Origin of the sequence: Actinotalea sp. JY-7885 (genome assembly GCF_014525465.1) — a bacterium.
Classification (GTDB): Bacteria; Actinomycetota; Actinomycetes; order Actinomycetales; family Cellulomonadaceae; genus Actinotalea.
In genome coordinates this window covers 21,815-35,090 of record NZ_JACEXH010000011.1, presented here as the reverse complement: position 1 = coordinate 35,090, position 13,276 = coordinate 21,815, and the positions used below count along the sequence as shown (strand labels likewise).

The window sequence follows — 13,276 nt, the reverse complement described above, 5'->3', positions numbered from 1 at the left end:
TCCCGCGCTACCTGGCGGCGCTCGGCGCGGTCGCGGTGCCGGGCACGGGCGTGCCGCCCGCCGCGGCGGACTGAGCGCGCGCGGCCCATCCCGTGCGCCGTCGTGGCCGGGGGCCGGTCGACCCGCGGACCAGCAGCTGGGCGGGCAGGAGCACCGGTCGCACGTCGCGGAGCTGGCGGCGGTCGTGCTGCTCCAGGAGCGAGCGCACCGCGTACGCACCGAGGTTGCGCAGCGGCGCGGCGACCGTCGTCAGCGGCGGGCTGCAGAAGTCCGCACCGAAGATGTTGTCGAAGCCCACCACGCTGACGTCCTGCGGGACGCGGGCGCCGAGCGCGGCGAGGCCGCGCATCAGCCCGATCGCCAGCAGGTCGTTGTAGGCCACGACCGCCGTCGTCGGCTGCTCCGCGAGCGCCGTCGTCGCCGCCGCGCCGCCGGCGAGCGTGGGCGGGAACGGCCCGAGGCGCCGGACCCGGAGATCGAGCTCGAACGCCGCCTCGCGCATCGAGCGCCAGCGCATGCCGTCGGCCCACGAGGCCTCCGGACCCGCCAGGTACGTCAGCGTCGTGTGCCCCAGGCCCGCGAGGTGCTCGACCGCGCGGCGCGTCCCGCGCGCATTGTCGGTCACGACGCTCGGCACGTCGGTCATGACGCGGTTGAGCACGACCGTCGGTCGCTGCTTCGCGGCGACCCGGATCGCGGAGTCCGACATGCGTGACGTCGCCAGGACGAGCCCCTCGACGAGCGGGAGGGTCCGGTCCAGCGCCTCGCGCTCGGCCTCGCTCGACTCGTCCACGTCGGCGACCAGCATGGTGTAGCCCGCCGCGTTCGCCTCCTGCTGCGCGCCGCGGATGATGTCGAAGAAGAACGGGTTCGTGACGTCGGAGACGACGAGCGCGAGGAGCGACGTGCGGCCGGTCGGCAGGGCGCGCGCGAGGGGGTTGGTGCGGTAGCCCATGGCGGCGGCGGTCTGGCGGATCCGCTCGGCGGTCTCGGCGTTGACCCGGCCCGGGCGGGAGAACGTCCGCGAGACCGTGGACGGCGCCACCCCGCAGGCCCGCGCGACGTCGTAGATGGTCGGCGTGGCGCGGCGGAGGGGCCCAGCGCCGGCGACCGGGAGGGCCGTGCCCTCGTCCTGGACGTCCATCACCCCACCGTAGGTTTCGCGGCAACCGGTGGCAACCGGTTGTCGTTGCCCCGAGGGGGCCGTGCCCGACCGGGTGGCAACGAATGGCAACCGCTTGTCGCCCCGCGACGGCACGCGCTCAATGGAGGCACGCGGGAACGTCCCGGATCCCTTGAGCGGCCGACGCGGGCCGAGAGGAGCACGACATGCTTCGTCCCCAGGACACCAGCACGCGGGAGCGCAAGGCGCTCGACGGCCTCTGGGACTTCCGGCTCGACGCGGCGGGCGAGGGCCGCGCGGCGGGCTGGTTCGCCGGGCGCCTCGAGGGTGCGACGTCGATGCCGGTCCCCGCCAGCTACAACGACGTCCCGGCCGACGCCGACGCGCGCGACCACGTGGGCGACGTCTGGTACCAGACCGTCGTCCGCGTCCCGCGCGGCTGGGCCGGCCGGCGCGTGGTGCTGCGGTTCGACTCCGCGACGCACCGCGCGGTCGTGTGGGTCGGCGACACGGAGGTCATGACGCACGAGGGTGGCTACACGCCGTTCGAGGCCGACGTCACCGCACTGGTCGCCCCCGGCGAGGAGGTCCGCGTGACCGCCGTCGTCAACAACGAGCTGAGCTTCCAGACGATCCCGCCCGGCATCGTCGAGGACACGCCGCACGGGCGGCGCCAGCGCTACTTCCACGACTTCTTCAACTACGCGGGCCTGCACCGCTCGGTGTGGCTGTACGCCACGGCGCCCGAGCACGTCACCGACGTGCGGGTGGTGACCGAGGTAGGCGAGGACGGCGTGACCGGCGTCGTGCGCTACGAGGTCGAGCACTCGGGCGGTGTCGCCGTGCGCGTCACCCTGCGCGACGCCGACGGCCGTGCGGTGGCGACGGGCGAGGGCGCCCGGGCCGAGCTCGAGGTCGCGCGTGCCCACCTGTGGGCGCCGGGCGACGGGTACCTCTACGAGGCCGAGGTCGAGCTGCTCGACGCCGACGGCGCGACGCTCGACAGCTACCTCCAGAGCGTCGGGATCCGGACCGTCGAGGTCCGGGGCACGCAGTTCCTCATCAACGGCGAGCCGTTCTACTTCACCGGCTTCGGCAAGCACGAGGACGCGCCCGTGCGGGGCAAGGCCCACGACGACGTCCACCTCGTCAACGACTTCGCCCTGCTCGACTGGATCGGCGCCAACTCGTTCCGCACCTCGCACTACCCCTACGCCGACGAGGTCTACGACTACGCGGACCGGCGCGGCATCGTCGTCATCGACGAGGTCGCCGCCGTCGGCCTGAACATGGGCCTGGGCGGCGGGATCTTCGGCACCCAGGGGTACCCGACGTTCTCGCCGGAGACGATCAACGACGCGACCCGCGAGGTGCACGCCCGCGCGATCCGCGAGCTGGTCGCGCGGGACAAGAACCACCCGAGCGTCGTGCTCTGGTCGATCGCGAACGAGCCCGAGTCCGACACGGACGCGGCCCGCGAGTACTTCGAGCCGCTCTTCGCCCTCACGCGCGAGCTCGACCCGAGCCGGCCCGTGGGGTTCGTCAACGTCATGCTCGCGCCCCACGGCGCGTGCCAGGTCTCCCAGCTCGGCGACGTGCTCATGCTCAACCGGTACTACGGCTGGTACGTCCACACGGGTGACCTCGAGGCCGCCGAGGCCGCCTGGCGCGAGGAGCTCGGCCAGTGGGCCTCCGACGGCAAGCCGATCATCATCACCGAGTACGGCGCCGACACCATGCCGGGCCTGCACTCGGTCACCCCGGTCCCGTGGACCGAGGAGTACCAGGTCGAGTACCTCGACATGAACCACCGCGTGTTCGACGCCGTCGACGCGGTCGTCGGCGAGCACGTGTGGAACTTCGCGGACTTCGCGACGTCGTCGGGCGTGTTCCGCGTCGACGGCAACAAGAAGGGCGCCTTCACGCGCGACCGGCGCCCGAAGGCGGCGGCGCACGCGCTGCGCCGCCGCTGGACCCGTGACCGCTGACCACCGGCGTCCCCCCGCGCCGCTGCGCAGCACCGCCACCGTCCCCGGAGCCACCACCGGCACCGCCGGGTCCGCCACCGATCGAGGGAGTGCCATGACCAGCACCGCGGCTGCCCCGGCAGCCTCCGTCCCGTCGGCCACGCCGGCACCCGCCACCGGCGGGAGGCTGCGCCTGTCGCAGCTGGTCGGCTACGCCTCGGGCGACGCCGCGAACAACCTCGCGTTCTCCATGTCGTCGATGTTCCTGCTGCTCTACTACACCGACGTCGTGGGCATCTCGGCCGCCGCGGCGGGCACGCTCTTCCTCGTCGTGCGGGCGTGGGACGCGTTCGCCGACATCTTCGCGGGCCGCCTCGTGGACCGGACGATGACGCGGTGGGGCAAGTTCCGTCCGTTCTTCCTCTTCGGCTCGCTGCCCCTGCTGCTCCTGAGCGTGGCGACCTTCACGGTGCCGGGCGGGCTCGGGGGCACCGGCACGCTCGTCTACGCGTACGTCACGTACGCGCTGCTGGGGCTGGCGTACAGCCTCGTCAACATCCCGTACGGCTCGCTCGCGTCGGCGATGACGCAGGTCCCCGAGGAGCGCGCCAAGCTGGCGAGCTTCCGGATGGTGGGCACCGCCGCCACGATGATCTTGCTGGCGTTCGTCGTCGCGCCGCAGATCACCCGCTCGGACGACCTGCAGCAGTCCCTGACGCTCACCACGCTGCTCTTCGTCGTCGTGGGGCTCGGGCTGTACGGCCTGCTCTTCCGGACCTCGCGGGAGAACGTCGTCCGCGACGTGGCGAGGGTGAGCCTGCGCCAGAGCCTGGGCACCCTCAGGGGCAACAGGCCGCTGCTCATGCTGTGCCTGTCGGCGCTGTGCTTCCTCACGGGCATGTTCACGTTGCAGACCGTGCAGGCCTACTACGCCCGTGACGTCCTGGGGGACGCGAACCTGTTCATCGTCCTGACGGTGGTCAGCACGCTGGCGATGTTCGCGGTCGCGCCGGTCATCCCCAGGCTCGTGCGCGGCGTCGGCAAGAAGGCCGCGTACGTCGGTGCGGGCGCCCTGGCCGTCGTGGCCGCGACCGGCGTGGCCCTCACGCCGCCCACCATGTCGTGGCTCGCGATCGTCTTCTTCGGCCTGTACGGCATCGGGCTCGCCGCCGTGAACATGCTGATGTTCGCGCTCGAGGCGGACACCGTCGAGTACGGCGAGTGGCGCAGCGGGGTCCGCACCGAGGGCACCACCTACGCCGTGTTCTCCTTCACCCGCAAGCTCGGCCAGGCCGTGGGCGGGGCGGCCGCCGCGTACGGGCTCGGGCTGGTCGGCTACGTCGCCGAGGCGGAGCAGCAGACGCAGGCCACGACCGACGGCATCCGCTACATCGCGGGCTTCGTCCCCGCCGTGTTCATCGCCGTCGGCGTGCTCATCATGCTGGCCTACCCGCTCACGGAGAAGGTCTTCCGGTCTATGGTCGGCGAGGTCGAGGCCCGGCGCGCCGCACGCGCCGGCGCCGCCACGGACGGATCGCGGGAGGTCTGATGCACGCACCGGTGGACCGGCCCGGCACCCGCTGGGCGGACCCGCTGGGCCCGGACGACCGCGGCGCCGTGGAGCACGTCTCCGCGGCGCTGCGGCGCGCCGTGCCCTCCGGTCGCCTCGGCGTCGCCTTCTCCGGAGGCGTCGACTCGTCGGTGGTCCTGGGCCTGGCCGTCCGGGCGCTCGGGGCCGAGCGGGTCGTGGCCGTGCTCGGCGTCTCCCCGAGCCTCGCGGCGGACGAGCGCACCGCGGCGCACGACGTCGCGCGCGCCGTCGGTGCGCCCGTGGTCGAGGTCCGCACGCACGAGGGCGAGAACCCGGAGTACCGCCGCAACGGACCGGACCGGTGCTTCTTCTGCAAGGACGAGCTCTTCGCGCGCATCGGTGACGAGGTGGTCGAGGCCCACGGGCTGACGGCCGTCGCGTACGGGGAGAACGCCGACGACGCCCGCCGGCCCGACCGCCCCGGCTCGCGCGCCGCGACGTCGCACGCCGTGCTGCGGCCCCTCGCGGACGCCGGGCTCGACAAGCAGGCCGTGCGGCGCGTGGCGCGAGCGCTGCGCCTGCCGTCGGCGGACAAGCCCGCCGCCCCGTGCCTCGCCTCGCGCATCCCGCACTTCGAGGAGGTCACGCCGGACAAGCTCGCGCAGGTGGAGGCCGCCGAGGCGGCACTGCGGCGGGTCGGGCTCGGCGACCTGCGCGTGCGGCACCACGGCGACGTCGCGCGGCTCGAGGTCCCGGCCGAGCAGGTCGTCGCCGTCGCCTCGGAGCCGTTGCGGGGCGAGGTCCTGCGCGCCGTGCGCTCGGCGGGGTTCCGCTTCGTCGCGCTCGACCTCGCGGGGGTGCAGTCGGGCGCCTTCACCCTGCCGCTCGTGACGGCGCGCGGGGGAGGGGACCACCGTGGCTGAGGCCGTGCCGGACGGCGGCGCCCCGGCGGCCTGGTCGCCGCCCGCCGCGCTGGACGCCTTCGTGCGCCTCGACCACGACCGGGCGCGGCGCCGCGGCTTCGCGGAGGCGGTGCTGTGCGAGCCGAAGACCGTGGACCAGGTCGCCGCGATCGCGCGCGAGGTCGGCGACCGGGGGGCGCGCACGCTGTTCACGCGCGCGACGCCGGAGCAGGCCGCCGCCGTCCTGGAGGCGCTGCCGGACGCGCACCACGACCCGGTCGCGCGGGTCGTGGCCTGGCCGGCGCGTCCGCCCGCGCCGAGCGGCGGGCACGTCGTGGTGCTGGCGGCCGGCACGTCGGACCTCCCGGTCGCCGCCGAGGCGGCCCTCACGGCCCAGCACCTGGGCCGGGCGACGAGCCTGGTCGTGGACGTCGGGGTGGCGGGGCTGCACCGCGTGCTCGAGCACCTGGAGCTGCTGCGCGCCGCCCGCGTCGTGGTCGTCGCCGCCGGGATGGACGGCGCTCTGCCGGGCGTGGTGGCGGGACTGGTCAGCGCGCCGGTCGTGGCCGTGCCGACGTCGGTCGGCTACGGCGCCGCCTTCCAGGGTGTGGCCCCCCTGCTGACCATGCTCACCGCGTGCGCCCCGGGTGTCGCCGTCGTCAACATCGACAACGGCTACGGCGCCGGGCACCTCGCGGCGCAGATCGCGGCGCCCCAGCCGGCCTGAGGCCGGGCCGGGGCCGCCGGGCCGACTCACCGGGGCCAGGAGGCGCCGGCGACCAGGCCTGCGGCGTGGGCGGCCGCGCGCGCCGCGGCCAGGACGACCGCGACCGGCCGGCCGGACCCGTGCGCCAGCGCCACCACGTCGTCGAACTCGGGCATCGCCTGCAGCACCCGCCCGTCGCGGTGGCCGACCTTGACGCGCACCGTGCCGTCCTGGACGTCGACCGGCACCCAGGCGCGCTCCAGGACCTCCCGCTGCACCGAGGAGCGACGCACGCCGAGGGTGGACGTGTGCTCGAGCACGACGTCGGCCAGGGCGTCGGCGCCGTCGTGCCCGCTGAGCACGTGGAGCGTGTGCGCGGGTCGCCCCTTCTTCATCACGACGGGACTGAGCCAGGCGTCCAGGGCGCCCCGGCCGAGCAGCTCGGTGAGCACCTCGGGCCACACGCGCGGGTCGAGGTCGTCGACGTTCGCCTCGAGGAGCACGGCGGAGGTCGGGGCGCCGGCGGCCTCGGCCGCCGCGGGTGACTCGTCGCCGAGCACGACGCGCACGACGTTGGCGCGGTGCGGCGTGTCGCGCGTGCCGGCGCCGATGCCGCTGCCGGTGACGGTCATCGCCGGCAGCGGGCCGGACGACCCGGCCAGCGCGGTGACCAGCGCCAGGCCCGTCGGCGTCGCGAGCTCGCCGTCGCCGCCCGCGAGCACGGCCCACCCACGGGACAGCTCGAGCACCGCCGGGGCGGGCACGGGCAGCACGCCGTGGTGCGCCCGGACGGTGCCCGAGCCCAGGGCGACGGGGGAGACGACGACACGCTCCGCACCGAGGGCGGCCAGGCCGGCCGCCGTGCCGACGACGTCGGCGATCGCGTCGAGGGCGCCGACCTCGTGGAAGTGGACCTCGGCGGCGGGGACCCCGTGCACGCGCCCCTCGGCGTCGGCGAGCCGCTCGAACGTCGCCCCGGCACGGGACCGGACCTCCTCGGGCAGGTCGGCCGCGGCGAGCAGCCCGCGGATCGTGGACCAGGTCCGGTGCGGCGGGTCCTCCACGAGCACGTCCACGTGCACCTTGGCCGCGCGCAGCCCGGCGCGCCGGACCTGCTCCACGCGCAGCGCCACGGCGCCGGGCACGACGGCGTCGACCGCCTCCTGCAGCGCCGGCAGCGGGGCGCCGGCGTCCACCAGCGCGCCGAGCAGCATGTCGCCGGCCACGCCGGCGGACGCATCGATCCAGATCGTCGTCACGGGTCTCCTCAGGTCGAACGCCGACGCTATCGCCGCACCGCCGGGCGCGTCGGACCGTCCGCTCGACGGGCGAAAGCGCGCGGATCGTCGTACGTTCGGCTCGGAAACACCGCTCCACCAAGGAGGAACCATGGGACTGGACGACAAGATCGCCAACGCCGCCGAGGGTCTGGGCGGCAAGGCCAAGCAGGCGACCGGCGGGGCCACGGGCGACCGCGAGCTCGAGGCGGAGGGCCGCGGCGACCAGAAGAAGGCCGACCTCAAGCAGGCCGGCGAGAAGGTCAAGGACGCGTTCCGCAAGGACTGAGTCGCGGTTGCCGTCGACGGCTGGGGAGGAGGTGGGTGTGGTGAGGTCGATGGAGCTCCGTCTGCCCGCCCACCCCGGCCACATCCGGCACGGCCGGCAGTGGGTGCGCCGTCAGGCGGTCGCCTGCGGCGTCCACGACCACATCCTGCGTGTCCTGGAGCTCCTCACGAGCGAGGTCGTGACGAACGCCGTGAAGTACGGCGGGGGCCGAGAGGTGCGCGTGCGCGTCGCCGTCGAGGACGACGTCGTGCGCGTGGGCGTGCGCGACACGAACCCGGAGCCGCCGGCACTGCTCGACCCGGGCGAGGTCGAGCTCGGCGGCCGGGGGATGCACCTCGTGCGGAGCCTCGCCCAGGCCTGGGGCGTCGTCGAGCACGCCGAGGACGGCAAGTCCGTCTGGTTCGCCCTCGCCCTGGCGCCCGAGGGCGCCGAGGCAGGCACCCGCGCCGGGTGACGGGGGTCCACGTCGGCACGTCCGGCTGGAGCTACGACCACTGGCACCCGGAGCTGTACCCCCACGGGTCGGCGCCGCACGACCGCCTCGGTCACTACGTGTCGCGCTTCGGCACCGCCGAGCTCAACGCGAGCTTCTACCGGTGGCCGACGGACCGGGCCTTCGCCTCCTGGCGTCGGCGTCTGCCCGAGGGGTTCCTGCTCTCCGTCAAGGCCCCGCGCGGCCTGACGCACGCCAAGCGCCTGTACGCGCCCGAGGCGTGGGTCGGACGCATCGCCCGCGGCTGGCACGAGCTCGGGGCGCGCCGCGCCGTGCTGCTGGTCCAGCTGCCGCCCACCCTCGAGCGCGACGACGCCCGGCTCGACTGGTTCCTGGGCCGGCTGCCGGACTGGGTGCGGGTCGCGGTGGAGGCGCGGCACCCCAGCTGGCACGACGACGCCGTCCTCGCGCTGCTCGAGCGGCACGGCGCCGCGTACTGCGTGATGAGCGGTGCCGGCCTGCCGTGCGTGCTGCGGGCGACGGCGCCCTTCGTCTACGTCCGCCTGCACGGGCCCGACCACCACCACCTCTACGGCGGCTCGTACGGCGAGGACGACCTGCGGTGGTGGGCGGACCGCATCGGGGAGTGGCGCGCGGGCGGGCGCGAGGTCTTCGCCTACTTCAACAACGACGGCGACGCGAACGCGGTCCGCAACGCCCTGCGCCTCCGCGAGCTCGTCGGGGGGTGAGCCGGCGGCGCCGGTCGCGCCCGGCGCCGGTCGCTCAGCGCACGGTCAGGGCCGCGGCGCGCCGCACCACGTGACCGTGGTCGGCGCTCTCGGCGAACCACGCCCGCTGCCGCGTCGCACCGGTCCCGCGCCGCCACGGGCCCTCCAGCAGCTCCGTCACGGCCTCCTCGTCGCCCGCGTCGCGCAGCGCCTCCCGCACGTGGTCGACCAGCTCGGCGACCGCGGCCGCGGCGGGCACCGGGCGGGACGTCGTCGGGCTGACCAGCTGGCCGCGCAGCCCCGAGCGCGCCGCCCGCCACGAGGCGCCGCGCAGGTGCTCGACGCGCGTGGTCGGCGTGGGCGTCCCGGAGGCGGCGTCGCGCGCCGCCGTCTCGACGAGCCCGCGCACGAGGGCGGCCAGGAGCGTGGCGTCGTCCGCCTGGAGGCACACGTCGGCGATGCGGACCTCGACGGTCGGGTAGCGCGCCGAGAGTCGGGCGTCGAAGTAGACCATGCCCGGGTCGAGCACGGTGCCCGTCGCGATGAGCTCCTCGACGAGCTGGTGGTAGGCCGCCGCCGAGCCGAGCGGCGCGACCGGGCCCGCCGTCGGCCAGCGGTTCCAGACCTGGGAACGGAAGCTCGCGTAGCCGCTGTCCTCGCCGTTCCAGAACGGCGAGTTGGCCGTCAGGGCCAGGAGCACGGGCAGCCACGGGCCGATGCGGTCGAGGACGGCGACGCCCTCCTCGTCGTCCTCGACCCCCACGTGCACGTGGCAGCCGCACGTGAGCTGCTCGCGCGCCGTGAGCGCGAACTCGCGGTTGATGGCGAGGTACCTGTCGCCGGGGGAGAGGGTCGGGACGACCTTGGGCGGCGCCGTGCCGAGCGCGGCGATCCCGGCGCCCACGCGCGCGGCGGCGTGCGCGGCCCGCGCCCGGCCGGCCGCGATCTCCTCGCGCAGGTCGCCCAGGCTGGTGCACGGTCGCGTGCCCGTCTCGATCATCTGCTGCTTGAGCTCGGCCTCCAGGTCCCCGCCGGGCTCGTCGCTGCGGTCCGGCGGGTCCACCGGTCCTGCGTCCGCGTCCGCGAGGGCCGGGTCCGCGAGCCAGGGACCGGCGAGCGCTGGGCCTGAGAGCGCCGTCCCGTGGGCGGCGAGGACGGCGCCGGCGACCCCGACGACGCTCCCGTCGGGCTCGACCAGCAGGTACTCCTCCTCGACCCCGACGGTGCGCACGCGTGCAGTCTGCTCATGCCGCGGCTCCTGCGCTACCGGGACGCCGGGCGCCCCGCCCCCCGCCCCGGGGGGGGGGCCCGGCGGGGGCCCCCGCACCTGTGGCGGGGGCGCGGGCGCGCCGGGCCGGCGGGGCGCCCCCCACCGGCCCGGGGGGCGGGCGCCCGGCGCGGACACGCTCAGGCGACGACGGCGTCGGTCGCGGGCGTCGCCCCGACCCGCTGGGCCGGGGGCAGCGACTCGGCGAACGCCGCGTCGCGGCTGGACACGTTGCGCGCGATGGCGAGGTGGGCGCCGAGGAACCCGCCGGCCGCCACGGCGGCGACCCCGACGAGCCCGAGCGCGCGTCCCCGGCCGTGCCGGCCCCGGCGGCGCGCGAGCCAGGAGGCGGAGAAGAGCCCGAGCGCGAGCGAGTTGCCGGCGGCGTGCACGACCCCGACGCGGGCGCTGCGCTCGTCGGTGTGCGCCCACTCGGCCATCCCCGTCAGGGCGGTGGGCACCGCCGTGAGGATGCCGAGTCCCACCAGCCGCTGTGCGGCCGCGCGCGACTCCTCGCCGCCCACCAGGTCGAGGACGACCGCGGACATCCAGGCGCCGATGGGCGCGTCGGTGAGCAGCGGGTGCAGCGCGTGGCCCATCTGCCGGCCGAGCAGCAGGTCGCGCCTGCCCTCGTCCGCGACCAGCGCCTCGCCGAGCGGCCGCAGCGCCCGTACCGCGCCGTCGAGGCGGGAGTCGTCCTCGATCGCGCGGGCCACGCCCACCATCGGGGGCCGGGGGGCGCCGGGGGAGGCTCCCGTGTCGGTCGACGTCGTCGTTGCGTGCGTCATGCGTCCTCCAGGGGTCGTCAGCGCGGCTGCGCCGGGTGGGTGGGGTCACCGTGCGGGTTCATCGCCGCACCTGGGCGGCCGGGAGGGGGCGGAGGGCGGTCATGACCCCTCCTGCGGGGCGTCGGGGGTCCCGCGTGCCGGTGCGTCGTCCGCGTCGTCGCCCCGTGGCTTGGCCATGGCACCGTGCACCGCCGCGCGTGCGCGCTCGGGCAGCACACGGGACAGGCCCGCCTGGGTGGCGCCCATCGCCGAGACGACGACGTGGTCCTTGCCGGCGAACAGGGCGTCGAGCCCCTTGCGCGCGACGGTGGCGGCGTCGGTCCTGGGCCCGCGCCCGAGCAGCGTCTCGTCCATGCCGGAGCGGTCGAAGAACTCCGTGTCCGTCGGGCCCGGCTGCAGCGCCGTCACGGTGACCCCCGTGCCGGCGAGCTCGCGGCGGACCGCCTCGGCGAACGACTGCACGAAGGCCTTGGACGCCGCGTACGTGGCGTTCCACGGGCCGGGCATGGTCGCGGCGACGGACGAGGTGACCAGCACCCGGCCCGCGCCCTGCGCGACCATCCCGGGGAGCAGGCGGTGCGCGAGGTGCACCGTCGAGACCACGTCCAGGTGCACCACGCGCAGCTGCGCGGTCAGGTCGGACCCGACGAAGGCCCCGCCGAGGCCCACCCCGGCGTTGAGGGCGAGGACGGCGACCGGCCGCCCGGTCGCCGAGATCGCGGCGACGAGCTGCTCGACGCCGTCGGACGTCGCCAGGTCGGTGCGCACGGGAACGACGCCCGCGCGCCGGGCGAGCTGCTCCGCGGCGACCGCCAGCTCGGCGTCCTCGGCGCACAGGACGAGGTCGTGGCCGCGCTCCGCCAGGTCGTCGGCCAGCGCGCGCCCGATGCCGCTCGAGGCGCCCGTGACGACCGCCAGCGGACGGTCGGTGACCGCCGCGTCGACGCTCACGCGTCCCATCCGTGCGCGCGGTCCGGGCGTGCCGTGGCGGCGCACGCCGCGGGTCGTGTCGCGATGGTCGACGGGGTCACGGCGCCACCTCCGGAGGGCTGTGCGCGGAACGGTCGCTCCACCATCGCGCCACGAGGCGTGAGGCGCATCCGGTGGCTGTCGCCCGACCTGGCGGAGGGACCCGGGCGCGCCCGACCTGCGGGCGCGGGCCGGTCGGGGCATCCTTGGGTGCGGCAGCCCCCGCCGAGCCCAGGAGCCCCCGTGCCGACGCCCACCTCCCCTCACGGACCCGGCACACCGGCGAGCGGGCCCCGCCCGGCGCCCTCCGGCCGACCCTGGCTCCGGACCCTGGGGCGCACCGGCCTGACCGTCTCGGCCGTCGGGGCGGGCGGCGGGCCACTGGGCAGCATGCCGAACCTGTTCGGTCGCGACGTGCCGGCCGACGAGGGGGTCGCGACCGTGCGGGCCGTCCTCGCGAGCCCGATCCGCTTCCTCGACACGGCCAACGGCTACAGCGGCGGCGAGAGCGAACGCCGGATCGGGCGGGCGATCGCCGAGGCGGGCGGGCTGCCGCCCGACATGCTCCTGGCGACCAAGGTGGACCCGTCAGGCCGCGACTACTCGGGCGACCGGGTGCGGACGTCGGTCGCCGAGAGCAGGGCGCGCCTCGGCGTCGAGACGCTGCCGCTGGTCCACCTGCACGACCCGGAGAACTTCCCCTTCGCCGAGATCACGGCCCCGGGGGGTGCCCTGGAGACTCTCGTGGCCCTGCGCGACGCCGGGGAGGTCGGCGCGATCGGCCTGGCCGGCGGTCCCGTCCCCGAGATGGCGCGGTACCTCGACCTCGGCGTCTTCGACGTCCTCCTGGTGCACAACCGCTGGACGCTCGTCGACCGCAGCGCCGGACCCCTCCTGGACGCCGCCGCCGAGCGGGGGATGGGCGTGGTGAACGCCGCCGTGCACGGCGGCGGCATCCTGGCGACGGGCGTCACCGGCGAGGGGCCCGCCCGGTACGGCTACCGCACCGCGCCGCCCGAGGTGGTGGCGGCGGTCGACGCCATGGATCGGGTCTGCCGCGATCACGGCACCGACCTGGCGACCGCGGCCCTGCAGTTCTCGCTGCGCGAGCCCCGCGTCGACGCGACAGTGGTGGGCATGAGCCGCCCCGCCCGGGTGGCGCAGACGGTCGCGGCCGCGTCGGTCGAGCTGCCCGACGCGCTCTTCGACGACCTCGACGGTCTCCTGCCCCCGCCGCACGCGTGGCTCGACGCCGGCTGGGGGCGCTGAGATGCGCGCGCCCGTCGCGTGGGTGAC

The 13,276-nt window shown here is 76.0% G+C and carries 13 protein-coding genes; 8 read left to right on the top strand and 5 right to left on the bottom strand.

Features of this window, described 5'->3' with window-relative positions:
• Positions 1-7: 7 nt before the first annotated feature.
• The gene (locus tag IDM29_RS02450; protein ID WP_182111268.1) at positions 8-1,144 is read right to left on the bottom strand and encodes a LacI family DNA-binding transcriptional regulator; all 1,137 of its coding nucleotides are present in this window, start codon (positions 1,142-1,144) and stop codon (positions 8-10) included.
• Positions 1,145-1,329: 185 nt separating this feature from the next.
• Here IDM29_RS02450 and uidA point away from each other — a divergent pair, with 185 nt between their 5' ends.
• From uidA to larB, 4 genes are all read left to right on the top strand, one after another.
• Positions 1,330-3,111, top strand: a complete 1,782-nt coding sequence (gene uidA, locus IDM29_RS02445; protein WP_182111267.1) for a beta-glucuronidase — start codon at positions 1,330-1,332, stop codon at positions 3,109-3,111.
• 94 nt (positions 3,112-3,205) lie between these two features.
• Positions 3,206-4,639 carry a glucuronide transporter gene (gene uidB / locus IDM29_RS02440; protein WP_182111266.1) on the top strand — a complete coding sequence of 478 codons (1,434 nt, stop codon included), beginning with the start codon at positions 3,206-3,208 and terminating at the stop codon, positions 4,637-4,639.
• Complete coding sequence (gene larE / locus IDM29_RS02435; RefSeq protein ID WP_182111265.1) at positions 4,639-5,544, top strand: ATP-dependent sacrificial sulfur transferase LarE; 906 nt, start codon at positions 4,639-4,641, stop codon at positions 5,542-5,544. Before uidB ends, larE begins: the two co-directional genes overlap by 1 nt.
• Positions 5,537-6,250, top strand: a complete 714-nt coding sequence (gene larB / locus IDM29_RS02430; RefSeq protein WP_370525713.1) for a nickel pincer cofactor biosynthesis protein LarB — start codon at positions 5,537-5,539, stop codon at positions 6,248-6,250. Before larE ends, larB begins: the two co-directional genes overlap by 8 nt.
• Before the next feature lie 26 nt (positions 6,251-6,276).
• Here the strand turns inward: larB and larC are convergent, their stop codons facing one another.
• Positions 6,277-7,488 (bottom strand): nickel pincer cofactor biosynthesis protein LarC, encoded by a 1,212-nt coding sequence (gene larC / locus IDM29_RS02425; protein WP_255491527.1) that lies wholly within the window; start codon positions 7,486-7,488, stop codon positions 6,277-6,279.
• 130 nt (positions 7,489-7,618) lie between these two features.
• Here larC and IDM29_RS02420 point away from each other — a divergent pair, with 130 nt between their 5' ends.
• Genes IDM29_RS02420 through IDM29_RS02410 form a run of 3 tightly spaced genes read left to right on the top strand, consistent with a single transcriptional unit; the run spans position 7,619 to position 8,977 of the window.
• Positions 7,619-7,795, top strand: a complete 177-nt coding sequence (locus tag IDM29_RS02420) for a CsbD family protein (RefSeq protein WP_182111263.1) — start codon at positions 7,619-7,621, stop codon at positions 7,793-7,795.
• 49 nt (positions 7,796-7,844) lie between these two features.
• On the top strand, positions 7,845-8,249 hold the full coding sequence (locus IDM29_RS02415; RefSeq protein WP_182111262.1) for an ATP-binding protein: 405 nt from the start codon (positions 7,845-7,847) through the stop codon (positions 8,247-8,249).
• Positions 8,246-8,977, top strand: a complete 732-nt coding sequence (locus IDM29_RS02410) for a DUF72 domain-containing protein (protein ID WP_182111261.1) — start codon at positions 8,246-8,248, stop codon at positions 8,975-8,977. The genes IDM29_RS02415 and IDM29_RS02410 overlap by 4 nt, the downstream gene beginning before the upstream one ends.
• Before the next feature lie 34 nt (positions 8,978-9,011).
• On the opposite strand, the gene IDM29_RS02405 is transcribed toward IDM29_RS02410, so the two are convergent.
• The 3 genes from IDM29_RS02405 to IDM29_RS02395 all read right to left on the bottom strand — a co-directional run bounded on the left by IDM29_RS02405 (position 9,012) and on the right by IDM29_RS02395 (position 11,962).
• Positions 9,012-10,187 carry a glutamate--cysteine ligase gene (locus IDM29_RS02405; RefSeq protein ID WP_182111260.1) on the bottom strand — a complete coding sequence of 392 codons (1,176 nt, stop codon included), beginning with the start codon at positions 10,185-10,187 and terminating at the stop codon, positions 9,012-9,014.
• A gap of 176 nt (positions 10,188-10,363) precedes the next feature.
• Positions 10,364-11,011 (bottom strand): DUF2231 domain-containing protein, encoded by a 648-nt coding sequence (locus tag IDM29_RS02400; RefSeq protein ID WP_255491526.1) that lies wholly within the window; start codon positions 11,009-11,011, stop codon positions 10,364-10,366.
• A gap of 99 nt (positions 11,012-11,110) precedes the next feature.
• Entirely contained in the window at positions 11,111-11,962 is an 852-nt protein-coding gene (locus IDM29_RS02395; RefSeq protein WP_255491525.1) for an SDR family oxidoreductase, read from the bottom strand.
• Between the two features lie 408 nt (positions 11,963-12,370).
• On the opposite strand from IDM29_RS02395, the gene IDM29_RS02390 reads away from it, so the two are divergent.
• Positions 12,371-13,249 (top strand): aldo/keto reductase, encoded by an 879-nt coding sequence (locus tag IDM29_RS02390; RefSeq protein WP_255499803.1) that lies wholly within the window; start codon positions 12,371-12,373, stop codon positions 13,247-13,249.
• Positions 13,250-13,276 lie beyond the last annotated feature (27 nt).